22 protein-coding genes and 2 pseudogenes are annotated in these 26,545 nt (G+C 53.9%); 16 read left to right on the forward strand and 8 right to left on the reverse strand.

Annotated features, from left to right (window positions below):
• The first annotated feature begins 36 nt into the window (after positions 1-36).
• Positions 37-936 (forward strand): LysR family transcriptional regulator, encoded by a 900-nt coding sequence (locus ACR0BT_RS05565; RefSeq protein ID WP_170508695.1) that lies wholly within the window; start codon positions 37-39, stop codon positions 934-936.
• 16 nt (positions 937-952) lie between these two features.
• Positions 953-1,444: an ATP-binding protein gene (locus ACR0BT_RS05570; protein WP_170819488.1), complete on the forward strand. Its 492-nt coding sequence runs from the start codon at positions 953-955 to the stop codon at positions 1,442-1,444.
• An 89-nt stretch (positions 1,445-1,533) separates the two neighbouring features.
• On the opposite strand, the gene ACR0BT_RS05575 is transcribed toward ACR0BT_RS05570, so the two are convergent.
• The gene (locus ACR0BT_RS05575; protein WP_223117794.1) at positions 1,534-1,977 is read right to left on the reverse strand and encodes a DUF4345 domain-containing protein; all 444 of its coding nucleotides are present in this window, start codon (positions 1,975-1,977) and stop codon (positions 1,534-1,536) included.
• Positions 1,978-2,005: 28 nt separating this feature from the next.
• Positions 2,006-2,833 carry an NmrA family NAD(P)-binding protein gene (locus ACR0BT_RS05580; RefSeq protein ID WP_170402603.1) on the reverse strand — a complete coding sequence of 276 codons (828 nt, stop codon included), beginning with the start codon at positions 2,831-2,833 and terminating at the stop codon, positions 2,006-2,008.
• Between ACR0BT_RS05580 and ACR0BT_RS05585 the strand changes: the two genes are divergently transcribed.
• A complete protein-coding gene (locus ACR0BT_RS05585) occupies positions 2,827-3,966 on the forward strand; it encodes an AraC family transcriptional regulator (RefSeq protein WP_480762671.1) in 1,140 nt (379 codons plus the stop codon). The two genes, ACR0BT_RS05580 and ACR0BT_RS05585, sit on opposite strands and share 7 nt — an antisense overlap.
• 313 nt (positions 3,967-4,279) lie before the next feature.
• Here the strand turns inward: ACR0BT_RS05585 and ACR0BT_RS05590 are convergent, their stop codons facing one another.
• The 3 genes from ACR0BT_RS05590 to ACR0BT_RS05600 are packed head-to-tail and all read right to left on the reverse strand — an operon-like array spanning position 4,280 to position 7,392.
• Entirely contained in the window at positions 4,280-6,253 is a 1,974-nt protein-coding gene (locus tag ACR0BT_RS05590) for a pyridoxamine 5'-phosphate oxidase family protein (protein WP_480762672.1), read from the reverse strand.
• A gap of 26 nt (positions 6,254-6,279) precedes the next feature.
• The gene (locus tag ACR0BT_RS05595) at positions 6,280-6,756 is read right to left on the reverse strand and encodes a nuclear transport factor 2 family protein (RefSeq protein WP_170567713.1); all 477 of its coding nucleotides are present in this window, start codon (positions 6,754-6,756) and stop codon (positions 6,280-6,282) included.
• A gap of 12 nt (positions 6,757-6,768) precedes the next feature.
• The gene (locus tag ACR0BT_RS05600; RefSeq protein WP_480762673.1) at positions 6,769-7,392 is read right to left on the reverse strand and encodes a glutathione S-transferase family protein; all 624 of its coding nucleotides are present in this window, start codon (positions 7,390-7,392) and stop codon (positions 6,769-6,771) included.
• 107 nt (positions 7,393-7,499) lie between these two features.
• On the opposite strand from ACR0BT_RS05600, the gene ACR0BT_RS05605 reads away from it, so the two are divergent.
• Together ACR0BT_RS05605 and ACR0BT_RS05610 are read left to right on the forward strand one after the other, a co-directional pair.
• Complete coding sequence (locus tag ACR0BT_RS05605) at positions 7,500-8,402, forward strand: LysR family transcriptional regulator (RefSeq protein WP_170567717.1); 903 nt, start codon at positions 7,500-7,502, stop codon at positions 8,400-8,402.
• A gap of 352 nt (positions 8,403-8,754) precedes the next feature.
• A complete protein-coding gene (locus ACR0BT_RS05610) occupies positions 8,755-12,369 on the forward strand; it encodes an autotransporter domain-containing protein (RefSeq protein ID WP_480762674.1) in 3,615 nt (1,204 codons plus the stop codon).
• 305 nt (positions 12,370-12,674) lie between these two features.
• Here the strand turns inward: ACR0BT_RS05610 and ACR0BT_RS05615 are convergent.
• Together ACR0BT_RS05615 and ACR0BT_RS05620 are read right to left on the reverse strand one after the other, a co-directional pair.
• A pseudogene (locus ACR0BT_RS05615) lies at positions 12,675-13,297 on the reverse strand (IS6 family transposase); the annotation flags it as partial.
• A 443-nt stretch (positions 13,298-13,740) separates the two neighbouring features.
• The gene (locus ACR0BT_RS05620; RefSeq protein ID WP_480762675.1) at positions 13,741-14,520 is read right to left on the reverse strand and encodes an MOSC domain-containing protein; all 780 of its coding nucleotides are present in this window, start codon (positions 14,518-14,520) and stop codon (positions 13,741-13,743) included.
• A 399-nt stretch (positions 14,521-14,919) separates the two neighbouring features.
• Between ACR0BT_RS05620 and ACR0BT_RS05625 the strand changes: the two genes are divergently transcribed.
• From ACR0BT_RS05625 to ACR0BT_RS05670, 10 genes are all read left to right on the forward strand, one after another.
• Positions 14,920-16,239: an extracellular solute-binding protein gene (locus ACR0BT_RS05625; RefSeq protein ID WP_170399683.1), complete on the forward strand. Its 1,320-nt coding sequence runs from the start codon at positions 14,920-14,922 to the stop codon at positions 16,237-16,239.
• Between the two features lie 79 nt (positions 16,240-16,318).
• Positions 16,319-17,266 (forward strand): carbohydrate ABC transporter permease, encoded by a 948-nt coding sequence (locus tag ACR0BT_RS05630; RefSeq protein ID WP_170403466.1) that lies wholly within the window; start codon positions 16,319-16,321, stop codon positions 17,264-17,266.
• Positions 17,263-18,201, forward strand: a complete 939-nt coding sequence (locus ACR0BT_RS05635; RefSeq protein WP_010442361.1) for a carbohydrate ABC transporter permease — start codon at positions 17,263-17,265, stop codon at positions 18,199-18,201. The genes ACR0BT_RS05630 and ACR0BT_RS05635 overlap by 4 nt, the downstream gene beginning before the upstream one ends.
• The gene (locus ACR0BT_RS05640; RefSeq protein ID WP_480762676.1) at positions 18,198-18,386 is read left to right on the forward strand and encodes a hypothetical protein; all 189 of its coding nucleotides are present in this window, start codon (positions 18,198-18,200) and stop codon (positions 18,384-18,386) included. Before ACR0BT_RS05635 ends, ACR0BT_RS05640 begins: the two co-directional genes overlap by 4 nt.
• Before the next feature lie 2 nt (positions 18,387-18,388).
• Complete coding sequence (locus ACR0BT_RS05645; protein WP_170399673.1) at positions 18,389-19,486, forward strand: ABC transporter ATP-binding protein; 1,098 nt, start codon at positions 18,389-18,391, stop codon at positions 19,484-19,486.
• Positions 19,479-20,471 carry an ABC transporter ATP-binding protein gene (locus ACR0BT_RS05650; protein WP_480762677.1) on the forward strand — a complete coding sequence of 331 codons (993 nt, stop codon included), beginning with the start codon at positions 19,479-19,481 and terminating at the stop codon, positions 20,469-20,471. The genes ACR0BT_RS05645 and ACR0BT_RS05650 overlap by 8 nt, the downstream gene beginning before the upstream one ends.
• An 11-nt stretch (positions 20,472-20,482) precedes the next feature.
• Positions 20,483-22,105 (forward strand): dihydroxyacetone kinase subunit DhaK, encoded by a 1,623-nt coding sequence (locus tag ACR0BT_RS05655; protein WP_170399666.1) that lies wholly within the window; start codon positions 20,483-20,485, stop codon positions 22,103-22,105.
• Between the two features lie 37 nt (positions 22,106-22,142).
• Positions 22,143-23,171: a LacI family DNA-binding transcriptional regulator gene (locus ACR0BT_RS05660; RefSeq protein ID WP_480437991.1), complete on the forward strand. Its 1,029-nt coding sequence runs from the start codon at positions 22,143-22,145 to the stop codon at positions 23,169-23,171.
• A gap of 27 nt (positions 23,172-23,198) precedes the next feature.
• Positions 23,199-24,254, forward strand: a complete 1,056-nt coding sequence (locus ACR0BT_RS05665) for a sugar phosphate isomerase/epimerase family protein (protein WP_480613016.1) — start codon at positions 23,199-23,201, stop codon at positions 24,252-24,254.
• Positions 24,254-25,408, forward strand: a complete 1,155-nt coding sequence (locus ACR0BT_RS05670) for a Gfo/Idh/MocA family protein (protein WP_480762678.1) — start codon at positions 24,254-24,256, stop codon at positions 25,406-25,408. The genes ACR0BT_RS05665 and ACR0BT_RS05670 overlap by 1 nt, the downstream gene beginning before the upstream one ends.
• Before the next feature lie 88 nt (positions 25,409-25,496).
• Here the strand turns inward: ACR0BT_RS05670 and ACR0BT_RS05675 are convergent.
• Positions 25,497-26,204 (reverse strand): annotated as a pseudogene (locus tag ACR0BT_RS05675) (IS6 family transposase).
• 82 nt (positions 26,205-26,286) lie between these two features.
• Here ACR0BT_RS05675 and ACR0BT_RS05680 point away from each other — a divergent pair.
• Complete coding sequence (locus ACR0BT_RS05680) at positions 26,287-26,532, forward strand: hypothetical protein (protein ID WP_223117798.1); 246 nt, start codon at positions 26,287-26,289, stop codon at positions 26,530-26,532.
• The last annotated feature ends 13 nt before the right edge of the window (positions 26,533-26,545 follow it).

Genomic DNA, 26,545 nt, shown 5'->3' on the forward strand with positions numbered 1-26,545 from the left:
ATTGCCATAATTCGCAGAAGTGTTATGCATAAATGCATGAACTGGAATGCCATCAATTTCGACTGGAATCAGGTACGGACCTTTCTTGCGACGGCTGAAGAAGGCTCGTTTTCCGCAGCGGCGCGCGTTCTCGAGCAAACTCAACCTACTGTCGGTCGTCAGGTTGCGGCGCTGGAATTGGCGCTTGGGATCACCCTGTTTGAAAGAGTTGGTAAATCGCTTAGTCTAACGACCGCTGGCGCCGAGCTTTTGTTGCATGTCAGAGAAATGGCGGATGTCGCGCACAGGATCTCCCTTACTGCTACAAGCCAGTCGCAAACTGTCGAAGGGCAAGTCAGGATCACCGCGTCAGATGTGATGTCTGCCTATCAGCTGCCGCCTATACTGAAAAAGATCCGACTTGCAGCACCGCGTCTTGAGATCGACGTCGTTGCTGCCAATGACTTACGAGACATACAGAGACGTGAGGCTGATATCGCCATCCGACATGTACGCCCGACGCAACCAGATCTGACCGCAAAGCTTGTTGCCGAGGCGACGGCACATTTTTACGCAGCACCTGCGTACCTTGATCAGTTGGGAAGGCCGAAAAATGAAAACGAGCTCGCAAAGTTGGATTTCGTGGGGTTTGGCGACATTGACACGATGATCGGTTTTCTCGATCCGGCGGGCGTTAAGGTCACTCGAAAGAGTTTCCGGATTGGCTCGCAAAGCGGAATTGTATCCTGGGAGCTGGTGCGCCAAGGGTTTGGCATCAGTGTAATGTCGGATGACGTGGCTGCCTTGACACCAGGTGTGGAGCGCGTGCTACCCGACCGAGAGCCGTTTAAGTTCCCGATTTGGCTGGCGACGCACTCGGAATTACATACTGCGCGAAGGATCAGGTTGGTGTTTGATCAACTTGCAGATCAACTGAGCACAGGGGCCATTAGGTAGTCCGGGAGTTCACCCTATGTCACAGGTCCAACCAACGCTTCACTTGCTTTGTGGCAAAGTCGCCTCAGGAAAATCAAGTCTGGCGGCGAAACTTGCGAATAGCGGCGGGGCGGTGCTCATTTCAGAAGATGAATGGCTTAGCGTCCTATTCGGCGACCAGATGAACTCCCTGCAGGATTATGTAAATTGCGCTTTGAAATTGCGGCCGGTCATGGGGCGGCACATCGCATCGTTGCTGAAGGCCGGGGTTTCTGTCATTCTCGACTTTCCGGCGAACACAATTGAAAACAGAGCCTGGATGCGCAAGCTGCTGGAAGAAACTGCTGCGACGCACCAGCTTCACTTTTTGGACTTGCCGGATGAGGTTTGTCTGCGCCGGCTGCACAAGCGCAACAGTGAAGGTGCGCATGCCTTTGCAGCAACGGAAGATCAATATTGGCGTTTAGCGAGGTATTTCGAGGCACCATCACCCGAAGAAGGTTTTAATGTCATAACTCACAATCAGTAGCGCCAGCCATTCAGTATTTCGCGGAGTCACTCAGATATTTTGGCCACCCACTCTGTATCGGTGAATGGCCAAATGCACACAGGCAGCTTTCACTGAGTCTCAAGTCCGGAGTTTGCGCGACTCATGAGGTGCATGCCAACTTTCGTTAGCCGCCCTTTGCTCGCGGCCCACAAACACATCAGTCCAAGTACCATCTCTATCCCAAGAGCAGAAAGGATGCTGTCCGATGGTCGTCCATCAAGCATAATGCTGACCACGCGCCCCGCGGCAAAGGCGAAGAACACAGTGGCTCCAAGCCAAGCTGATGTCTGGGCCATCTTTTGGTGTAGCGCTCCCGACAGGATGATCAGGCCAAGTGCAGCCAGATTGGCAGCAGGTGCGCGCAATTCGCTCATCAAGTTCGGCTGCGGCGAAATATCAATGCCGTAGCTGGAATAAAAGGCCAGTGGGGCCAGCGTGATGATCAGCCCCAGGGTGGCTGCAACAAGACCCGCCAACCCCAGGACAAGCCTGCGTTTTACGTCAAACGTCATGATTGTGTTCCTTTGTCGTCAGACCGACTCATGCAGCTTGTGTCCAAGCGCCAGACTTTGCGGCTTCATCAGCAAAATCAGAGAAATCGCGCGGAGCTCTCCCCAAGGCACGTTGAACACCGTCCGCAGTGTTCGCATTGCGACCATCAAGCGTTTCCCTCGCTATGTCAGTAATCACGTCAGCAATCATCTCTCCGCTCGCGTTGATGATTTCCGCATGGAAGTCTTCAAACGAAATCGGCACATATTGCACGGTTCTACCCATTGCGCGCGAAAGCTCGGCAGCCATTTCGGCAAATGTCATGAGACGCGGCCCTGTAACTTCATAAAGCTCGCCAGTGTGTCCTTCCTCGGTCAAGGCGGCGACGGCAACGTCGGCAATGTCGTCCACGTCGATAATCGGTTCACGCACGTCACCTGCGGGCATGGGCAACACACCGGCCATTACCGGCTCCAGCAATGCACCTTCAGAGTAGTTTTGCGCAAACCACGCCGCACGGACGATCGTAAAGGGCACGCCGGAGTTCCGAACAACCCCTTCGGCACGTTCGGCATGAAATTCTCCGCGACCTGTTAACAGCACAAGTCGCTGCAGTCCTTTTTCTCGAGCCAATGCCGAAAAGGCCGCAACTTGCTCGACCGCGCCCGGAAAGGCGATGTCAGGAAAATAGGAAATATAGGCGGCAGAAACACCGTCCAGGATTGCAGGCCATGTCTGCGGTTTTTCCCAATCAAATGGGGTTTTGCTATTCCGCGATCCACGCCGAACTGCATGGCCCCTGTCTTCAAGGCGCGTCACGATACGTGATCCGGTTTTACCTGTTGCGCCAAGTACGAGAATGGTTTGCTGTGTCATCGGTCATCTCCGTAAAATCAGTCAATGACCCCAAAATAGGTAAGCACGAAGGACGAAGAAGTCTGCATTGTCCTGACTTTTTATCCATTCATCCAAATATTGTGGACAATTGGGGAGATATCGAACAGTCTGGTGCAGTGAGCCAGATCAACCCCCATATTCCCGACCCCCATGCAATGGCGCAGCCAATCGGTGATCCGCTCGGGGAAATTCTTCATCTTCTGAAACTGACGGGTACATTCTATTGCCAGTCGCGCATGTCTGCGCCTTGGGGCGTTTCTATACCGGGTTTCCCCGAAATACTGAGCTTTGCGGTCATTACGCACGGGCGTTGCTTTATGAGGGTCGGAGAAGATGTGCCGTTTGAAGTCGAGAAAGGCGACTTGGTTCTGATGACAAATGGCGCGCCAGTTGGGTTCTCCAGCTCAAAAGACACCCCACTTTTGAAACTGGAAGAACTGCCCATACGCAAGGTGACCGAGCTCTACGAAACGCTAGAGCACGGCGGCGGTGGAGCCGAGACCGGAATCATGTACGGGCTCGTCAGGATAGATCACGCGGCCAGCGGCATGTTGATGGCCTTGCTTCCCGACGTGCTCAAAATCGATCCGTGGGAAGAGGATGCAGGGAGCTGGCTACAAGCAACTTTGCAATTCATTGCAAGAGAGGCGCGTGAATTACGACCGGGCGGTGAAACAGTGATTACACGCTTGGCCGATGTGGTTGTCATCGAGGCTATTCGCCGATGGTTGAACAGTGCGCCCGACGCCAATCGAGGTTGGCTGAAAGCCGCCAGAGACCAACAGATTGGCCGCACCATTGTTTCCATTCATCGCGCACCTGCAGCAAACTGGACAGTCGAGTCTCTTGCACAGGTTGCAGGTATGTCCAGATCGGCATTTTCCGCACGGTTTACCGAACTCGTCGGCGTGCCGGCAATACAATACCTCGCAACTTGGCGAATGCATCTGGCGCGGGAACGATTAATTGCTACCGATCAACCAATCTCGCAAATCGTGGCTGAGATCGGGTACCTATCTGAACCTTCTTTTAACAAAGCATTCAAACGGGTTTTTAACATGCCTCCAGGGAAAGTCCGCAAGCTGCAACATCAGTCACAAGGCGCTGTTTAGTCGAAAATAGACACGTCTTGCGAAAAGCGTATTTGCTTTGAGTCTAAACAGGTCGGCTTCAGGCTCGTTGCAGACTTCGGTGCAGACGCAGCGCAAGCGCCTTCCCCGTTCTCCACGATACATCCAACGGCCTAAACCGGGCCTTGCGCGGAGCGATCAGTTTCCGCGAGTGCAGCCCACATAGCGGTCATCGATCCGGGATAGCACTGAGGAAACCGGTATCGTTTCGACTTGGTGAAAACCTTTCCAACACCCAATCATAGAGTTGATTATGCTGCCCGGAGACGTCATGGGCAGGCTTTTTGTCTCCCTATCAAAACACAAATGTCTCGCGGTGGCGTCTTGCTTCCTCAACGCCCAGCCCGTTGAGCGCCGCCTCCGTACTGGTCATCATAGCTTCAGGACCGCACATGTACACATCTCGCATTCCGAGATGCGCGACCGATTGAACGTCTTCGCTTTGCATGCGTCGCTCCTCAATCTTCAGCAGCTGGTCGGTGAAAGTCGCGTTCAGATCATCGCGTGCGGATTTCGCAGCCAATGCATTTTCGCCTGCGCTTTGAAACGCGACAATACGTAGTGTCACCTGGTCCGAAACAGAGCTGTTTTTTTTCGCAAAGTGCTGCAGAACTGCAATGTCATCGTCCCGACCGGAAAACAGAAACACGATATCGATGGGCTGGTCCTGCGGGTAAGTCTCTACCACTTGTTTGACTCCGTCCCACATCACCATGAACGGGGTGATGCCAACGCCACCCGCGATCCAAAGCATCTTTGCTGGGAACTTTGGGGGGCTGCCCTCAGCCACTTCGGAAAAACAGGAAAAGCCCGCTCCGGTGCCTTTGAATTTAACTGGAAGATTGTACGTGATCAGCTTCTCCGCGTTGTTGTGCAAGAGGTTGGACATCAGACCGCCTGGTTTGCGTTTGACCGTAACACTGATCCGATTGGTCGTGCGAAACGCGTTGTTCTCTTCGTCAAACTTTGGCGCTCCGGAAAGCGTCCATGTGCGGACGTAGTCCTCGTTCACAAGCTGAGGGTTTGTCTCGTTCATGTGGCTGTATCCGGCGTCCACCAGGTCGGAGAAGTCAAAGACGCCAAAGCCACCAGGCAATGGGGCATTGATTGCCTCAGACAGCTCGAATTCGAAGGTACTGATTGTGCTGGACAGGGGTTTTGTAGCGATAAGCTGGGCGGTCAACGGGATAGCGGCGTCGTGCGCCTTGATTGCATGCCCCATCTTCTCCAACTCTGCGCGCAAATATTTGACTGGCGGATTGTAGGGGGAGAGTTGCTCTTTTGATGCCAGCTTGAGGTTTAAGCCTCCACGCACAAAAACCGCGCCCGTTACCTTGATACGTGTCAGCAGGCTCACGCGCGGCATCAGCGCATCTGCGTCATCCCCAAGCAGATTTTCAGCATCCCCCGTAATGTAGAGGATCTCACCGGTTTCAAAGTCTGGAAAGACCAGCCCAACCTTCGGGTCCGTTTCGATATTGCCCAGCGACTGGTAGAAGCGATTGCCAGAATGATCGGGCAGAACCAAATAGGTCGTAACCCGCGCCCCGTCGTTCTCCTCGTAGAGCCGGGTAAAGCCGGGCGCGCCGCCGCGATGATTGACGCCCATATCGGTCTGAGCGCCTGCAGTGGTGGCATCGCTTGTATGTTTTGTCGCCAAGAACAAGGTGCTGGCGCGCGCCACGACGGATTTGGCCTCATTCGACAGCACAGATGAGTGCACATCGAAGCCGTCATGGATAATTTCAGGGTTGCGTCGCGTGTGCCCTAAGGAACGGACTGTAATGTACTTTGGACAGTTCCCCAAGTGCTGATCGGACAACAGTTGTAACCTGATCTTCTCCTCGCCCTCGACATCTGCGGTACGTATGGAGCCCGCAATTTTGTTTCGTCGGCGGTTACCGAAATCGATCCCAACCCCGGCAAAGAGCCGCGCTTCAAGGCCCGATGCGGGATCCTGGCTCACAGCACGCACAAAGGGATCATGCGGATTGGTTTCCGCGACCACATGCGTGGTGTTCTGGCCCGCAACCTGAATGCCAACAGAAGGGTCGCTGTCTGATTGTGTAACCAGAAGGCTGACCCACGGACGCCCATTACGATCAAGCGTTGCGAGCGGCAAATAGGACAGACCCGCAAAGAAATCCGCATGCTGTTTCGGCATATCGCTTTCGATGTAGTGCGGAATCGCATCGCTCACCTCTTTGGGAGTGTGACGCCGCTCTTGCAGCATCAACTCACCTCTGTGCGATTTATGTATCTGTGCCATCGCTTGATCCTTTCACCAGAGCCACGCTAGAGCCCGAGATCGCTCAGACCGGGGTGGTCATCCGGACGGCGCCCCGGCGGCCAGCGGAACTTTCTGTCCGCCTCTTGGATGGGGTGTTCATTGATGCTGGCAAACCGGCGTTCCATGTAGCCATCCTTGTCGAACTCCCAATTTTCATTGCCATAGGCCCGGAACCAGTTTCCGCCGTCATCGTGGTACTCATAGGCGTAGCGGACCGCGATGCGATTGCCGTCATGTGCCCAAAGCTCTTTGATCAGACGGTAGTCCAGTTCCTTGGCCCATTTCCGGGTCAAGAACTCCTCAATCTGATCGCGCCCTTGGGGAAACTCGATCCGGTTGCGCCACTTGCTGTCCGGCGTGTAGGCCAGCGCGACCTTGGCCGGATCCCGGCCGTTCCAGCCGTCCTCAGCCAGGCGCACCTTTTGAATGGCGGTTTCTTTTGAGAACGGTGGCAAAGGATGCCGTTGGGCTTCGGTCGTCATGGGTTTGCCCTTTCACTCTGCAACAAGACCAACAGCCGTCGCCGGCATCGCTTCAAAACCGGGCAAGGCCTCAAACCGAGCGAGCCAGGCACGGACATTCGGGTATGGCTCGAGAGAGACATTCCCCTCCGGCGCGTGTGCCGTATAGGAGTAGTTAGCCACATCAGCGATCGTGGGTTGCTCGCCGACGAGCCAGTCGCGGCCCGTGAGCCCATGCTCCAGTTTCTGCATCGCTTTTTCGGCAGTCGCGGCTGCAAAGTTCGGGTCCAGCGGCGCGCCAAAGACGGTGATCAACCGCGCAGCGCAAGAACCAAACGCAATCTCTCCAGCCGCTAAAGTGAGCCAACGCTGCACGTTTGCTTCTCCGACCGCATCACTTGGTATCCAATCAGGCGCATATTTCCGCGCAAGATAGACAAGAATCGCGTTCGAGTCGGACACAACAACCTCGCCATCCTCAAGAACGGGCACTTGCCCATTTGGGTTCATGGCAAGAAATTCAGGCGACTTATGCGCGCCAGCTGCCAGATCGACGGGAACAACCTCATGTGCAATCCCGGCAAGTTTCGCAAAGACCAAAGCGCGGTGTGCATGGCCAGATTTGGCGAAATGGTGAATACGAACAGCGTTGGACATGGGTTTCTCCGGTTGGTTGCAGGTGTTGAACAAGCAATACACATTGCGCTTCTTGATGATAATCTCCTATATTTGACGAACTTTAAGCCCTCAGAAGGCGCAATAGGATGGACAAGATAGACCGCATGCGGGCCTTTGCGCTGGTTGCAAAGAACACGTCGTTCACCGTCGCTGCGCAGCGCATGGGGCGGTCTGCGCGTTTGGTCAGTAAGTACGTTGCTGATCTGGAAAACGCGCTTGGTGTACAGCTGCTCAATCGCACGACCCGCAGCGTGTCGTTGACAGATGCGGGTGCAACATACCTGATGTTGTGCGAGCCGCTTCTCGACGGATTCGACGAACTCGAAGACAGGGTCAGAAATGAGCAGGCGTCCCTTCGCGGTGTGATCCATATCTCGGCGCCAACGGGGTTTGGCGCATTGCGGTTGGTACCTTCGCTCGCCAAATTCGCTGAGAAACACCCCCATGTAGAGCTCGATCTGAAGTTTTCTGATCGCAGAGCGTCGATTGTTGAAGAAGGCCTCGACCTTGCTGTCAGGATTGGCCCAATGCGGGACAGCTCGCTCAAGGTTCGGCAATTGGGCCGCATGCCCTTGGTTGTCTGTGCCTCACCCACCTATTTGGAACGCGCAGGGCGCCCGGACCATCCCCGGGCACTGACCAAACATGAGTGTATCCTCGATGGCAATATGACAGAGCCTACAGTGTGGAGGTTCGACTTCGGCGGCCAAGAAGAGGCTGTCCAAGTGACCGGACGCTTCCGAATGAATGCTCCCGCTGCGTCAGCTCGCCTTGCTCAACAAGGCGCCGCCATCGCACGGTGCCCGGCATATACAGTCGCAGATGCCTTACGGTCCGGCGATCTGGTCGAGCTGTTTCCCGAGAACCGGGTGTCGCCATATGTCGTCGCTGCATTGTTTCCACAGAACAGGCGCATTACAACTCGGGTGCGCGCGCTTCTGGATCACCTAGCAGGCGACACGACTTTATGTCCTGATGGAAAGCGCTGACGGCCCGTTGCAGACATTCGACGCGTATCCGAAGTTTTGCGCTAAGAGCGCTCAGCAGAAATTCGAGTGGGCACGAGTTCTAAACCCGTTTGGCATTCATGCAGACAGATGGAGGTTATTTGAATAATTCTATCATTCCACCGGATCCAAGTAGGGAGCTGCCGCTGGCCGGTTTTTTCAGAGCATGCATGTGATCAAATTGCATCATACAAAAGACCAGTCAGAAATTCGTTAATATATCGTTAATCGGAACATCAAAAAGCCATCTTTTTTTTGCTGCTAACAAATACGCGGAGGTTTTCGCGCAAAAAAGTTGCGGTGGTTTCCAGACCACTCTTAAGGGGTGAACAAGATGTTACGAGTAAGCGGTTTGAACCGCAAAGCGCGCCGTCGTACAGCGGCACTTTCCAAAGCGCAGACGAGCAAATACCATCAAGGAAAATCCGCTGCATATCGCGCTTTCGCTGCTCCAGTTGCTGCCGGTGCGATAGGTTTGGGTGCATCGATTGGAGTGGCAACTCCTTCGATCGCGCAAACGGTTGTTCCCCCATCAAACGGTCCGTGCAGTGTTGCGGGTGACCTCGCCACCTGTACGGGAGATGTTTCAACGGGTGTTCAGGCAAACGGGCCAGCAATCGAAACGCTCAATATCAATAACGTGACTGCTCCGGGAATTGCACCAGGCGGTGGAACAGACGGAGTGGCTTTCAGCACACCAACAGGTAACGTAACCCTTAACATCCAGACGAATGGAACCGACGGCATTGTCACGACGGGGAACGGCGCGGATGGGATTGTTGTGGATGCGGACGGCGACTGGGATGTTTCGATCACTTCGACGGGCGACATTGCAACCGACGGACGTCGGTCCTTTGGCATTCGGTCCGATCTTGAGGGTGACGGTGCCATCTCGGTTAACTCGACGGGCAATATCACGACATCTGGACGCAGCAGAAGCGCCGGTATCGGCGCTACGCAACAAGGTGGTGATGGCGATGTGTCAGTGGTTTCAGCGGGTCGTATAAGCACATCGGGCAGCCGTTCAGACGGAATCTACGCCAATCAGGACGGTGGAGACGGCACGGTATCGGTCAACTCAGCGGGCGATATCAGCACAATTCGAAATCGATCAACAGGCATCACCGCTCTTCAGAGTGGCGGCGAAGGGGATGTCTTGGTGGTGTCGAATGGCAATATCTCAACGGCTGGAAACAACTCTGGCGGTATACTTGGACAGCAAAGCGATGACGATGGCGATGTCGCGATCCAATCGACCGGAAACATCACAACAGAAGGAAACAACGCGAACGCCATCTTGGCGCGTCAAAATGGCGGCGGTGGGGATATCTCCATTGAATCCGAGGGCAACCTCTCGACTTCTGGAAATAACGCCCGCGGGATCTTTGCACGGCAAGACGACGGTGACGGCGATATCACGATCCGCTCGACCGGAAATATCGCGACAGAAGGAAACAACGCTGACGGCATCTTTGCCCGCCAAAGGGGCGGAGACGGAGATATCAGCGTCACCTCGTCGGGCAATATTTCGTCCGCAAGGGACGGCATCCGCGCGCTTCTGACCAATGATGGCGACATTACAATTTCGAACCGGGGCGATGTCAGCGGCGCAGCAGCGGGCGACGGTATCAACGCCACGGTGAATGGCGCTGGTGATGTCGTCGTCGACAGCATCGGGGATATTACTGGCAGAGAATACGGGATTTACGGCGTAGCAAATGGAACAGGCAATGTAACGGTCAATTCCAACGGCAACATTTCTGCTGAAGAAGAACATGCGATCTTTGCTGACGCGGAGGACGGGAATGTGACCGTCAATGTGACGGGCGACGTCCAATCCCTCGATAGCGATGCAATTGATGTGGAAACCGGCAGCCCCGGAGGCGTGATTGACGTGACTGTGGTAGGCAATATCACTGGCGATGCGATCGGCATTGACGCTGATGCCGAGGACTCCGGTGATATCAACATTCAGGTCACAGGTGATATCCGCGCCGGTTCGGATGACGGCATCGAAGCCGAAGTTGATGGTGACGGCGACATCTCGATCACGATGAACGGTGATATCGAAGCAAGCGAACACGGGATCCGCAGCTTTGTTGCTGGCGACGGAAACATCTCGGTTGAAGCGTCGGGTGAAATTGCGGCGGAAAATATTGATGGCATTAACGCTGAAATAGACGGAAACGGCGATGTTACTATTTCGGCATCCGGTACCATCGATGCCGAAGTTGACGGAATCTTCGCCCACGTGACCGAGAACGGCAACATAAGCATTACAAACGCTGCATCCATAACCGCCAGAAACGACGAGGGAATTGACGCCGAAATCTTCGGAGATGGCGATGTCTTCATTAGAAACTCGGGGCGGATAACCTCTCGCGAAGACGATGCGATCGAAGTGGATGTCGAGGGAAGCGGCGATGTCAGCATTGTGAACTCTGCCCAGCTCACCGCCGATTCCGACGCGATCGATATCGAACTAAACGGTGACGGCGATGCCCGTGTGACCAACAGCGGGGCGTTGCGTTCGCTGGACAATAACGGGATCGAAGTGGACGTGGACGGAGCCGGTTCAATCACCATTGTGAACACCGGAAATATTGATGCGTTCGAATACGGTATCGAGATCGAAGATCGCGACAACAACGCCGCTGCAATAATCACAAACTCCGCACGCATCACCGGTCGAGAAGGCTTTTCCATCGTATATGGCGGCGATGGGAACGACACGTTGAATCTCGAGCCCGGCTCGATTCTGAACGGATCGGTCGATTTCGGCAATGGCAACGATGGCATGGGGGGCACGAACCCGAATGACATTGACACGTTGAACTTTGCGCGCGGGATGAATTCGGTTGTAAATTTTGCTGATGCATCGGGTGACGATAATGACCTCGCATCCGCCCCCGAAGTCGTCAATTTTGAAGGGGCCGGCGTTGTGGCCAACAATGGCCTCACTGCGGTTTCGGTGGATACGACGGGATTCGCGGCCCAAGGTACCTTTATCAGCGATCTCACCGACGCGGTGTTCAATACGATTGACACCGCCAGCCCCTATGCGTCCGGCTCGTCCGGTGGCCAGGTTAGCAGAAACCTGGGTCCTTTCGGGTATGTTGAACAGGATTACGGCCCATATGTCTGGGGTTCAGCCTTCGGAGGAGATCGCGATGTTGAAGAAGACGGTTCAAATCTTGGATTCAGCCATCGTATGTACGGTTTCGTAGTTGGTGCCGAGACGAATGAATTCATCGATAACAGCGATTTTGGTGTTCTTGTCGGATATGACGACAGCCATGTCTCGCTGGATCAAGACGCAGGAGATACCGATATCACGTCATATTTTGGGGGCGTCTACCTCGAAAGGGACTACGGACGATACAGCCTCAACGCAGCGCTTCTTGCTGGCGTAACCGACAATGAAGCGACCCGAAACGTTGATGGCGGCGAAGCGAAAGGCGATTTTGACGGCACGTTCGTTTCGCCATCGCTCTCGATCTCGGCACCCATCAACGCCTTGCCAATTCCTGCCTTCTTCAGTGCACGCGCAAGCTATGTCTTTCTGAAACTTGATGAATATTCCGAAACAGGAACCGCGTATCCGCTGACTGTCGAAGATCGGAACGTTTCGCTGTTCAACACGCGGGCGCAATTGAACTTGCCCCGCCTCTACGAGGCCGCAAATGGATCGAGTACCTACCTGAACTGGGCCGTTGGAGTAGATGCAACTTTTGATGCAGGATCCGACGATGTGGACGCAATCGTAGCAGCGACACCCTTTTCTTTCGTAGCTTCAACAGAAGATGCTGCTGCAGGGTTTCTTGGCTTTACGCTTGAACATACCTCTGCAGATGGAAACCGATCGATAGGCTTCAGCGGCGAGTTTCAATCAAACTTTGGTGGTGGATCCAGTGTTGTCGGAGAACTCACGGCTTCCATAAGGTTCTAAACCAACGAATTGCCGTATTGTTTGGTCAAATGTTGGTTCATAACAGCCTCTTCAAACTGACTGCCTTAACATGGGAGCGTCTGTTTAGTTTCGTAACGCACGTCCAAGCTATCTACGCCTACGAAATCAAGGGGGCTTTTTTGTATCTTCGATTCTAGCCGTAGGCGTCGACCGCGAAGGTCGGATTTCGCCTCCGCTACCGGATAGGTTTGCAACCGCAGAGAATGTCAGCTTCCCGCCCTTCGGGACCAAAGTGCTGTCAGACGAATTCGAACCAGTCTCAGTTTGCCACGGAAACCGCGAACCTACCCGGAACAAAGTTGACGCCACTTGCTAAGAGCAGCGGCGCGGGTCAGCTTGACGGTGTCTCGGCTGGCTAGCGATCTTTCCTGTTTGAAGTGGTTGTATACGGAGGAATGGACGGCGGCGAATTTCTGCAGACTTCGCATGCGCACGAAACGTTGCATGGCGCGTTCACGCCGTCGGAAAGGAAGGTGTGAATTCTCGACTCGGTTGTTGAGCCACCTGCCCGTCTGTTGTTTTTCGGTAGCGCCAAGCTCTCCAAGAGCGGCCCGGTACGATGCGAAGCGATCCGTGACGACGGTTTCCGCTTTACCGTATCGCTATATCAATTTCTTGGGGAATTTCAGTGCTGCTGCTTTGTTTCGACGTTTGGTAACGATTGCTTCCAGCACTTCGCTCTCATGATCGACGGCCCGCTAGAGGTAGTGTCTCTTGCCATTCAGCTTCACGAAAACCTCGTCCACGTGCCCTTCCATTTGGAGTATGCTCTGAATAGCTGAACACGCTTTCTTCGGATCTCAGCAGCAAACATTGGGCCAAACCTGTTCCACCAACACCGGACAGTTTCGTGGCTCACGTCGATGCCTCGCGCGTGCAACAAATCTTCGACATACCGAAGCGCAACGCCGGGTGGACAAAGAGGCACCGCGGGACTGATCGGTAGATTGAAGTTGTTCAACGACTTCAACACCGGAACCCATGTTCTCCCATGGACGTAAGCAATCCCGATCTTCATGCTTTCAACGTGGAAGCTGCCATAGGTTACGTTCTGAAGGAAGCAGGACCCGAGGTCGCAGCCCAATATCAATATAGTGTGCAAAGATTGCAGCCCGGTGAACGCCGGATTTTTTACAATGCAGTTTTTGGACAGAGGAGGTCCTACTCAGCGCGGTACACGACAGGCCCTCCTAAGTTCAAAAAGTCGTAGCAGAATTTCTCATTGCGAAGCGAAATGATGTAACGCCTCAAATGGCAGAAATCGCGACTTTGCTAAGAGTAGACACAAATCATTTGAGAGAACGCGGGACAAACCGCCCGGGGTTGCTACTTTGGCGGTGTGAGTAACATTCAATTTAAGATTTCCCCAGTTTGGCCGACTCTCAACGTTCCGCCTTTAGCAACCTCAACATAGACACCCATGTCCGTATGACCCATCAACACCCGAATTTGATAGGGTATCTTCATGTCCCGCTCGGCCGTTTCCGGGTTCACTTCAGTGGCTGCACACCTTTTCGTGCGTGAAAGTATCTTTAACTCAACTTCGCCAAATCTGAAAACTGATCCAGTTTCATCCAACTCAGAAAACGGAGGTAAACCGTCCATCTCGATATTCGCCCGGAAGCGCGCTGGGTGGATTTCTGCGTTCAGTTTTTCACCCAACTTTTCCACAGACGCCAAATTTAAAACGGATATCGCGTTCATCATTTTGGGTGATACGACAGACACATCTGTAAACCGATGAGGAGCCGACGAAACGAATATTGGCGGTTCGGGATCTTTTAAGCCGATCTCTGAAGAAAGGAAATTTGACGCATTTTTCCGATCTTCTGCAGCTTGCATGTTAAAGCTGTGTGTTTTGCCGCTCGCTTTGATCACAAGATCTTGGGTCTCAATATCAAAATTCGTCTTAACACCTGCCAGAGCAGCCTCATTTAATAGAACAACAAAGCGATCTTTCGGCAGAGGCTGAGGGTTCTGTGCGCTAAATCCGGAGTTGTAACGCGCGAACCCGAAAAGGCGATCACCTGGAATCCCCTCCCCTGCTCGCAGCGTCACGGTTTGCATAGGCTCGGCACTCAATCCTTTAATTGGATAGCGGTTCAATCTGACGATAGAGAGTGTGTTCATACGTCTGCACCTGACCAAACGAGTTATACACGTTCCCGAGTGGTCCGCGCTATTTGACGCTACCTCCAATTCTCAAAGGTATCGACCAAATAATCTGTGAGTGCTTCAGCAGAGGGTTCGCTAAACGCGTTGGCCGCATGATGGCCGCGATTGTAGGCTGTGCCAATTTTAGTCGATAGAGCCATTTAATACCTCGCTGACGAGAATAGATGCGTATCAAGAAAAATAAACAAATTCTCATATAATCAACGACTAAGAAGCAAATTGAACGTTCCTCTCCGCCTTTTTGAGGTACGAACCTCAAATATTTCTGGACTTGAGGTGCGTACCTCAAATAGCCTTATAGACATGCCGCGATTCGCACATCCTCGAATGACGGCGCAAAAAAGGGAGGAATGGATGACTTACACAAAACTGGCTTCGGCCAGCGCAATAGTCCTTGCCGCTACTACTCTTTCTACCAAGGCAAATGCTGAAGACCTGACGCTCTGTTGGGCTGCATGGGACCCGGCCAACGCGCTTGTTGAGCTATCAAAAGAATTCGAAGCAGAATCCGGCCACACGATGAACTTCGAGTTTGTGCCGTGGCCAAATTTTGCGGACCGGATGCTGAATGAGCTGAACTCCGGCGGGAAGCTCTGCGACCTGTTGATCGGAGATAGTCAGTGGATCGGCGGGGGCGCTGAAAACGGTCATTATGTAAAACTGAATGATTTCTTCGATGCCGAAAGCATCAGCATGGACGATTTCGCGCCGGCAACGGTTTACGCCTATTCGACATGGCCTAAAGGTACTCCGAACTACTACGCATTGCCCGCAATGGGGGATGCAAACGGCTGGTTCTATCGCAAGGACTGGTTCGAGAATCCGGACATCCAAGCTGCGTACAAGGAAGCAACAGGGCAAGATTTGCGTGAACCTCAGTCTCAGAAAGAATTGCTGCAAATAGCGCAGTTTTTCCAGGGTCGTGAGATCGATGGAAAGACGGTTTACGGTGCGGCGATCTTTACTGAGCGTGGTTCCGAAGGGATCACCATGGGTGTGACCGGAGCACTCTATCCGTGGGGCTTCAAATATGAAAACACACCAGGATCCTACGATATGGAGGGTGCCGTAAACTCGCCCGAAGCAGTCGAAGCGCTAGAGTTTTACAAAGAATTCTACAAAACAGCGACACCCCCAGGATACACAAACTCCTACATGGGCGAGAGCTTGGACGCCTTTAAGTCCGGTCAGGTCGCCATGGCTATGAACTGGTTCGCGTTCTTCCCGGGTCTCTATGCCGATCCCAATACCGGTGGTGACAAGATCGACTTCTTCGTCAACCCACCACAAAATCAGGCAGGCTCGACACTGGGCGGACAAGGTATCTCTGTTGTCAGCTACTCTGACAAACAGGACGCCGCGCTTGAGTACATTAAGTGGTTCGCGCAGCCAGAAGTTCAGGCCAAATGGTGGGAACTAGGCGGCTACTCAGCACATAATTCGGTGCTGGAAGATCCTGGTTTCGTAGACAGCCAACCGTTCGCCGGTGACTTCCTGGAAGCAATGGCCGGGGTGCAGGATTTCTGGCAAGAGCCTGCCTACGCGGAACTGCTGCTGGCAATGCAGAAGCGCATCCACGACTACGTGGTTGCCGACCAAGGCACAGCTCAAGAAGCGCTTGATCTTCTGATCGAAGATTGGACGGAAGTCTTCGAAGACGAAGGCAAGCTTTAGTCCGGACACAGGCAGGAGCGGGTGCAAACCCGCTCTACCTTCACCCGTGAGTCCTAAACCAACAAGAACTGGCAAAGAGATGTCTGACAGGACCGTAGATCGCGTTGCGCAGGCAACGCCCGAGCGAGTTGCGCGAAAAATTCGGGGGTTATCCGACCGCGCGATCGCCTGGATATTCATCTCCCCAACGATATTTCTACTGCTGGCGATCAATATCTTCCCTTTGATCTGGACCATCCAACTAAGCTTTACCAATTACAAAGCCAATCGGATCGGGCGCGAGGTCAAAGATGTCGGATTCAGGAATTACGAGCGCATCCTGACAGACTCGGACACATGGCTGAACATGCAGGCCACCGCACATTTCCTGTTCTGGACGATTTTTTTTCAAGTCCTGATCGGATTTACTCTGGCGTGGTTGATCAACAAGAAATTCAAGGGCAATGATCTTTGGACCACGATCATCGTGCTGCCGATGATGTTGTCGCCTGCCGTCGTCGGGAACTTCTGGAAGTTTCTCTATCAGCCCCAGATCGGCCTGTTTAACTACATCGTATCGTGGTTTACCGGCAAAGACCCGTCGAGCTTTGAGATGCTCGGGTCCGTAACGCTGGCGCCCTGGTCCATCGTGATTGTCGACACCTGGATGTGGACCCCCTTCGTGATGCTCATCTGTCTGGCCGGGCTGCGCAGTATTCCCGATTACATCTACGAGGCAGCTGAGATCGACAGGGCCAGCAAGCTGCGCCAGTTCTTTACGATTACCATCCCGATGGTCCTGCCATTCCTCATGTTGGCGGTGCTGTTTAGAGGGATCGAGAACTTCAAGATGTTCGATCTGGTGGTGCAACTGACGGGCGGCGGGCCAGGGTCTGTTACGGAGCTGACCTCCATCAATTTGAAGCGCGAAGCCTTTGAGAAATGGCGCACGGGTTATGCCTCGGCCTATGCGATCATCCTTTTCGTCACCGTGTTCGGCCTTGCGTCGATCTACGTCAAAGCCCTGAACAAGGTGAAACAGAGATGAGCAGTTTTTCCGTCACCGAACCTTCGAACCGTTCAAAGTGGATCGCCGGGTTTCTGGTTATCACCTATGCGCTGATCACGATGATCCCGCTGGTTTGGATTTTGCTAACTGGCTTCAAGTCTCCAGCCGACGCGATCAGCTATCCGCCCAAGGTTGTCTTTGACCCAACACTTGAAGGCTATGTCAATCTCTTCACCACTCGCACACGGCAGACGCAGGAGTTCCTGGAAGCCAACCCGCCACAGAACTGGGCAGATGAGATCGTCCGGCAATATGACATGGTTATTGTCGGGCCATCCAAGTTTGGCGAGCGTTTTATGAATTCGGTGATCATCGGGTTTGGATCGACGTTCCTAAGCATCTTCCTTGGCACCTTGGCTGCTTATGCATTCAGCCGTTTCAAGGTGCCGCTCAAGGATGACCTTCTATTCTTCATCCTCAGTACGAGAATGATGCCCCCGGTTGCCGTTGCGATCCCAATCTTCCTGATGTTCAGAAACCTCGGTCTAAGCGACACGCATTTGGGGATGATCCTTCTCTATACGGGTGTGAACATCTCGTTGGCTGTTTGGCTGCTGAAAGGGTTCATCGACGAAATCCCGCGAGAGTACGAGGAAGCGGCACTAATAGATGGCTACACCCGGTTTCAGGCGTTTTACAAAGTTGTACTGCCGCAGGCTGCGACGGGTATCGCTTCGACAGCGATCTTCTGCCTTATCTTTGCATGGAACGAGTATGCGTTTGCCGTGTTGCTGACATCCGCGAATGCGCAGACCGCGCCGCCCTTTATTCCCACCATCATCGGGATCGGTGGGCTGGATTGGCCTGCAGTTGCGGCTGGTGCCACGATCTTCCTGATTCCGGTCATGATTTTCACCATCCTGATGCGCAAACACCTGCTGCGCGGGATCACATTCGGAGCGGTACGCAAATGAGCGAGTTTCTATCAAGACTAATGCGTTTTCGCCGAGGCCCATGGGAGATGGTCGCGACCATCCTCATCGCGGTCGGCGTATTTATGCTGATGCAACCGTTCGTCCTTTGGGCGTTCACCTATTCCTTTATCGTCACGCTGATCGGAACCGTCATGTTCATCATCGTCAGCCATTTCCCGGAGTAGAAATGGCCCAGATCGTAGTTAAAAACGTAAAGAAGATGTTCGGCGACTTCACGGCTGTCCGCGAAAGCTCGTTCACGATTGAGGACGGTGAGTTTTTCATGTTGCTAGGGCCATCTGGCTGCGGAAAAACGACGACACTGCGGATGATCGCAGGCTTGGAACTTCCAACGTCGGGTGAAATCTACCTAGACGGCGAAGAGATCAGCCAGCGACCCCCATCAGAGCGAGACATCGCTTTCGTATTCCAAATGTTTGCGCTGTATCCACATATGAACGTGCGTAAGAATATCAGCTACCCCCTGATATCGCAGGGCATGCCGCGTGCTGCTGTAAAAGCCAAAGTAGAAGAAGTCGCGGCAATTCTGGGGATCAACGACATCCTCGATAGCCCGGTTGGTGGCCTGTCAGGTGGCGACCGGCAGCGCGTGGCGCTGGGCCGCGCGATCGTTCGCGAACCCAAGGCATTCATGATGGACGAACCGTTGGGTGCCTTAGATGCCGAGTTTCGGGAACACATGGCCGAAGAGTTACGCGCGCTTCATGACCGTATGGGCGCAACCACTGTTTACGTGACACACGACCAGTTGGAAGCCATGCAAATGGGCGACAAGATCGTAGTGATGAACAACGCTGTGATTGAGCAATTCGGCACACCTCAGGAAATCTACGACAAACCAGCCACAATGTTCGTTGCAGATTTTATCGGGTCCCCTTCCATGAACTTCCTGCCGTTTCAAGGAAAGGTCGCGCCTGACTCGGAAATGGTTCGACTAAATGGCCATGACGAAGCCGTGCCCAAACTGATGGAGGGGGCGGAAGGTGACTTAGTTTTTGGGGTTCGCCCTGAGCATGTTTTTCTATCGGATGCGAGCGCCTACAGAGCCAAGGTTCTGGCGACAGAATATTTGGGAACCACCCAGATCGTGACGCTGCAAAGCCCGAACGGAGAGCTGAAAGCCCGGATTGATGCGCGCGAAGTCGTAAATCCCGGCGAGACGGTGGGGTTAGAGTTCCGCTCACCCGCAGTAACACTATTTGAAAAGGCCACCGGACGCGCGTTGAGGTCCGCTCTGAACGACGAGGTACTAAGTAATGGCTGAAGTCGTTTTAGAGAGTATCTCGAAGTCATTCGGCGATCTAAAGGCGGTGGATGATATCTCGATGACGATCCCCAACGGCGCCTTTGTGGTGCTATTGGGTCCAACGGGCGCGGGAAAGACAACGACGCTGAGATTGATATCCGGACTTGAGAAACTGGATTCTGGAACCGTTCGCATTGCTGGACGGGATGTTGGAATAGAAACGCCAGCCCAGCGCGATGTGGCCATGGTTTTCCAGCAATACTCACTGTACCCGCATATGACAGTGCGGGAGAACCTGTCTTTTCCTCTGAGGTCGCCGATCCTGAAGACGCCAGAGGATGAGATCAAGAGGAAGGTTAACGAAGTTGCGGACATCCTCCAGATTCCGCACAAGTTGAACAACAAAGCGACTGAACTGTCTGGCGGTGAAATGCAGCGCGTTTCAATTGGACGAGCGCTGGTGCGAGACCCCCAGATATTTCTGATGGATGAACCCCTCAGCTCTTTGGACGCCAAGCTTCGGGCGGATTTGCGGGTCGAATTAAAAAGAATTCAGGCGGATCTGGGATCGACCTTGCTATACGTGACCCATGATCAAGTCGAAGCCATGACAATGGCGACGCATATCGGCGTTTTGGAAAACGGCAGGCTGGTTCAGTACGGAACACCCCGGGACATCTATGAAAACCCCGGTAGCGTTTATGTCGCCAGCCGGTTGGGACTGCCGCGGATCAACATTCTGCCTTCCGAGCTGTTCGGAGGCAATCACAAAGGTCCGCAAATAGGTCTTCGCCCGGAAAACATCATCGAAGGAGAAGGCAGCGAAGCGCGGGTAATACGCGCAGAGCATCTGGGGGATCAAACGCGGCTACACCTGGACCTGAACGGTCACCCGGTTGTGACCTTGATTGATGTACATCAGGATTATCCATCTGGAAAACTTATAAAAATCCGCCCACACAACCCGTTGTATTTTGACGCGTCCGGCGCGCGCGTGAATTAAGGAGCAAAAGCATGGCCCAGTTCCTCAACACAAAAGAAACTTTGGTTACAGAGGCCATAGACGGTCTTCTGGCGTCTTCCGGAGGGCAACTGACCCGGTTGGACGGTTACCCGCACATCAAGGTTGTTTACAGGTCGGATTGGGACAAGTCGAAGGTCGCCCTGGTTTCTGGCGGGGGGTCTGGTCACGAACCCGCCCATGCAGGTTTTGTTGGCGCCGGTATGCTGACAGCCGCGGTGTGCGGGGAAGTTTTTGCATCCCCGTCAGTCGAGGCGGTTTTGGCGGGCATTCTTGCGGTCACGGGTGAGGCTGGGTGCCTGCTTATCGTCAAAAATTACACCGGTGATCGGTTGAACTTTGGACTGGCAGCTGAACGCGCCCGTGCATTGGGCCGCAAGGTAGAGATGGTCGTTGTCGACGATGACATCGCCCTGCCCGACCTTCCGCAACCACGTGGCGTGGCGGGTACGTTGTTCGTACACAAAATCGCCGGAGCGCTTGCTGAAGACGGTGCTGACCTAGACACCGTTACAAATGCTGCAAGAAGTACCATTGCGAAGGTTGTCAGCATCGGTATGAGCTTGGACACCTGTACCGTTCCGGGATCTCCAAAAGAAGACCGGATCGCCCCCGGGAAAGCAGAGCTTGGCTTGGGTATTCATGGCGAACCCGGTGTACAGCAAGTCGAGTTCTCAAATGCTGTATCGGCTATGTCCACAGTGGTGGAGAAGCTGAAGCAAAGGGTGGGGTCCGGGGATTGCGTGGCGTTGGTCAACAACCTGGGTTCTACAACTCCGCTAGAAATGGCTGTCCTTACGCATGCGTTGTCCGAAACTGGTTTTGCCCACCATATCATTGGCCCGGCACCCATGATGACGTCGCTGGATATGCACGGGTTTTCGGTTTCCATTCTGCCTGTGGATCAGGACGATTTGTCAGCCCTTGAAACACCCGTTGATCTGGCCGCATGGCCCGGGGTCGATTCCATCGGCCCGATCAAAGTGGCACCATTGCCTGACGGCCTGACCCCTATCGATCCAATTCCTTCTAACAATCCCACCACAAGGGAAACGATCACCCGGTTGTCTGAACTGCTCATCAACGCAGAGAAGAACCTCAACGAACTGGACGCGAAATCTGGAGATGGCGATACAGGAAGCACATTGGCGACTGCCGCAAGAGCATTGCAAGGTAGCCTTGACCGCATGCCGCTTGCTGATCTGACACAACTGTTTCCGGCGTTGGGCAATGAGTTAAGTCAGACAATGGGTGGTTCTTCCGGCGTGATACTCGCAATCTTCTTCAACGCAGCTGGAGATGCCTGTGCGAGCGGAGCATCGGTACCGAAATCTCTCGTCGAAGGACTGAATCGCGTCAGCCAGGTTGGGGGTGCCAAGGTCGGTGACAGGACAATGATTGACGCCCTGGCACCGGCACTTGTCGCACTACCATCTGGTCTGACGCATGCGGCCGAGGCTGCCCGCAAAGGCGCGAACAACACCGCAAATATTCGACGTGCTAAGGCAGGCCGCGCAGCCTATGTTCCCGAAGAAAACCTTGTTGGACATAACGATCCCGGCGCTGAGGCTGTTGCTTTGTTGTTTGAAGGCTTAGCGCGGGAGATTGAGGGCTGAAGAACACGTGGAAGACCAAAAACAAAGATTAGAATTGGTGAAAAAGCCAACCGTTAATGACATCGCGCGCGTTGCGGGTGTCAGCCTAGCGACTGTTGACCGGGTCTTGAACAGACGCCCCGGCGTGCGGGCGGTGACCGTACAGAAAGTACAAAAGGCGATTGATGAGCTGGGGTATGTACGCGACACGGCCGCGGCCAACCTTGCGCGTAACCGAGTTTACAACTTCCTCTTTGTTCTGCCGGACACGGACAACGAGTTTGTGGAGGCAATCAGCAGTCAGATCGCAGAACAATCACGCGACCAATTTATCGAGCGGACTCGCATTGCAATAAAGAAGGTTGCTCCGTTTGAGCCCCAAGATATCGTCAACATTCTGGATGCTGTAGACAGTTTGGATGTAGACGGAGTCGCCGTTTTCGGGCCCGAAACGCCTTCTGTCCGGGATGCTGTTAAAAGGCTCAGGGACAAAGGCGTTCCGGTGGTTGCGTTGGTGTCTGACTTGCCGAGTTCTGAGCGAGACCACTTTGTGGGAATCGATAACGTTTCGGCAGGACGAACCGCCGCTCAGCTAATGGGGCGATTTGTGCATCGTGACGGCAAGGTCTTGGTACTTACAGGATCCCGTTTGGCACGTGACCACCTCGAACGACGTCAAGGCTTTGACCTTGTTGTGGCTGAGGAATTTCCGCACCTCGAAGTCGTAGCATCAGTCGAGGGCCGAGATGACCCGGATCTGATTTACAGGATGATGCCCGAAATATTTGAAACCTATCCAGATCTGGTCGGAATATACTCGTCAGCAGCGGGTAACGCAGGCCTGATTCAATTCCTTTCAGAAAACAAGCTCAGCGAAGATCTGGTGATCATAGCTCATGAGCTTACACCGCTCAGTCGTGAGGCGCTCACGCTCGGTACATTTGACGCTCTGATCTCGCAAGACACTGGGCACATTGTACGTTCAGCCGTCCGCCTGCTGCGCGCGACTTCGGATAAGGTTCCGTTCAACAAAGCGCAGGAACGTATCCGCATCGACATCTATCTGAAGGAAAATTTACCGCCATAGAGGCTCAGGTTTTGGGGAGGAGATTTTATGAAGACGATCAAAGGTCCAGCTTTGTTTCTTGCGCAATTTGCGGGGGACGAAGCGCCGTTCAATTCGTGGGACGCGATCACTAAATGGGCAGCTGACTGTGGATACAAAGGCGTTCAGGTGCCCAGTTGGGACGGCCGGCTGTTCGACCTGGAACAGGCCGCGTCCAGCACCGGTTACTGCGATGACTTCAAAGGAAAAGCCAGGGACAATGGTGTCGAAGTTACTGAACTTTCAACGCACCTTCAGGGCCAGCTTGTGGCCGTTCACCCGGCCTATGACAGTGCATTTGACGGCTTTGCGGCCGAAAGCGTCAGAGGGAACCCGAAAGCCCGGCAAGAATGGGCAGTAGACCAGGTCAAGAAAGCGCTATCAGCTTCGAAAAACTTGGGTATTTCTGCACATGCGACATTCTCGGGCGCGTTGGCATGGCCTTATGTCTATCCTTGGCCGCAGCGCCCCGCCGGCTTGATTGAAACGGCGTTTGATGAGCTTGCGCGTCGTTGGGTGCCAATCCTTGATCACGCCGAAGACTGCGGCGTTGATGTATGCTACGAAATCCACCCCGGAGAGGACCTCCACGATGGTGTGACGTACGAGATGTTTCTGGAACGGACGGGAAATCACCCACGGGCCTGCATGCTATACGACCCGTCGCACTACGTGCTGCAATGCCTCGACTATCTGGACAATATCGACATCTACAAAGATCGGATCCGGATGTTCCATGTCAAAGATGCCGAGTTCAACCCAACCGGGCGGCAAGGTGTTTATTCCGGGTATCAAAGCTGGGTTGATCGGGCTGGGCGGTTCCGGTCGCTTGGTGATGGCCAAGTGGATTTCGGTGCGGTCTTCTCAAAAATGGCGGCGAATGACTTTGATGGTTGGGCTGTGGTCGAATGGGAATGCTGTCTCAAACACCCCGAGGATGGCGCGCGTGAAGGCGCTCAGTTTGTGTCAGATCACATCATCCGTGTGACCGAGAAAGCCTTTGATGATTTCGCTGATAGTGGCGCCGACGAAGCCGCCAATCGGAAAATGCTGGGGATTGATTGATGGTCACAGGACGCAGTGAAGAAACATCAGGACGCATTCGGCTTGGCATGGTTGGCGGCGGAAACGACGCCTTCATAGGGGGTGTTCATCGCATAGCGGCGCGACTGGACGACAAGTTCGAGCTGGTCGCCGGTGCTTTGTCTTCGACGCCAGAGAAATCTCTTGAAAGTGGTCAAGCATTGGGGCTCGAACGGGTTTATGAAGACTTCAAGAAAATGGCGATCCGGGAAGCCCGATTGAAATCTGGGATCGAGGCAGTCTCAATTGTCACGCCAAATCACGTTCACTATGCAGCCGCGCGTGAATTCCTGAAACGCGGTATTCACGTCATTTGTGACAAGCCACTCACCTCGACCCTTGCGGATGCAAAAAGACTGGTGAAGGCGGCCGAAAGCGCGAAGGCACTGTTCATTTTGACCCACAATTACACGGGCTATCCGATGGTTCGGCAGGCGCGTGAAATGGTTGCCAACGGCGAAATTGGCAAGATTCGTGTGGTTCAAGTTGAGTACCCGCAGGACTGGCTGACCGAGCAGCAGGATTTCAAACAGGCTGAGTGGCGAACCGATCCTGAACGCTCGGGCGCGGGTGGATCAACCGGTGACATCGGAACCCATGCCTACCACCTCGCTTGCTTTGTAACCGGGCTGAAGGCGGAAAGCCTGGCGGCGGACTTGCAGGCTTTTGTGCCGGGACGCAAAGTAGATGACAACGCGCACGTCTTGCTTCGCTTCGAAGGCGGAGCGCGTGGGATGCTTTGGTCTTCTCAGGTGGCGCCCGGTAATGAAAACGCACTTCGTTTGCGGGTCTATGGCGAAAAAGGTGGGCTGGAGTGGGCCCAGGAAGATCCCAATTACCTTTGGTTCACACCATACAACGAACCCAAGCGTCTGATCACCCGAAATGGAGCTGGAGCAGGTGACGCTGCCAATCGATTGAGTAGAGTCCCTCCGGGCCATCCCGAGGGATATCTTGAAGGTTTCGCCAATATCTATGGAGAGGCTGCTGAGGCAATCCAAGCTTTCCGAGGCGGGATTTCACCTGATATTCCGGTTGTCTATCCAACGGTCCATGATGGACTCAATGGTGTAAAGTTTGTAGCCGCATGCGTGCAAAGCTCTTCAAGGAATGCGGCTTGGGTCAAGTTAGAGTAAAGTCTGGCTGTGGGAAAAGAGCGGACATCTTAGAGGGTGCTGTCAAACGAATTCGAACCAGTCTCAGTTTGCGGCGGAAACCGCGAAACTATCCGGAACAAAGTTGACGCCACTCGCTAAGAGCGGCCGCGCGGGTCAGCTTGAAGGTGTCTCGACTGGCTAGCGTTCTTTCCTGGTTGAAGTGGTTGTAAACAGAGGAATTGACGGAGGCGAATTTCTGTAGACTTCGCATGCGCCTGAAACGCTGCATCGCGCGTTCGCTTCGGCGAAACGGCAGGTGCGAATTCTCGATACGGTTGTTGAGCCTCCTGCCCGTCTGTTGTTTTTCAAGCGCGCCCATTTCTCTGAGCGCAGCCTTGTAGGAAGCGAAGCGATCTGTGACAATCTATTCGGCGCAACCGTGCCGCTTCATCAATTTCCTGAGGAATTTCAGTGCTGCGGCTTTGTTTCGACGCTTCGTGACAACGGCTTCCAGCACCTCGCCTTCGTGATCAACAGCCCGCCAAAGATAATGCCGCTTACCATTCACCTTCACGAAAACCTCCTCCGCGTGCCACTTCCATTTGGAGTATGCTCTCAATTGCTGAACACGCTTTCTTCGGATCTCAGAGGCAAACATCGGACCGAACCTGTTCCAACAGTAGCAGTCGGTTTCGTGGCTCACGTCGATGCCTCGCTCGTGCAACAAGTCTTCGACATTCCGAAGCGAGAGCGGGAAGCGGATGTACAGCGTTACCGCAAGACGGATGATATCGGGACTGGTTTTGAAGTATTTGAAAGAGGCAGGTCTGGTCATGGGCAAAAGCTATGCAACACCCCTGCCCCGCTCAAGACACGTTCTTCTGACAAGACCCCAACCCGATCCCCGCCTCCGGTCCATGTTGATCCGCGCCCATGGCTGGACCCACGATCTGAAGTCCGGAGTTCAACTGATGGAAGTTGCGCGGCGTGAAAGCGTCCCCGGCGCTTTCATCCTTGCCCGTGCTCAGCTCGCGTTTCTCTCACTGAAGATTCAGGCCGCGCTTCTCAACGGCACCCAGCCGCCCGAACTTACACTCAAGCGTCTGGTCAGCGTGACCCACCCACTTGATTGGTCCGAACAGGAACGCCTGTTCGGCTTCTGACATCTCCAGATCC

This window comes from Ruegeria sp. CJ6, from assembly GCF_056536665.1.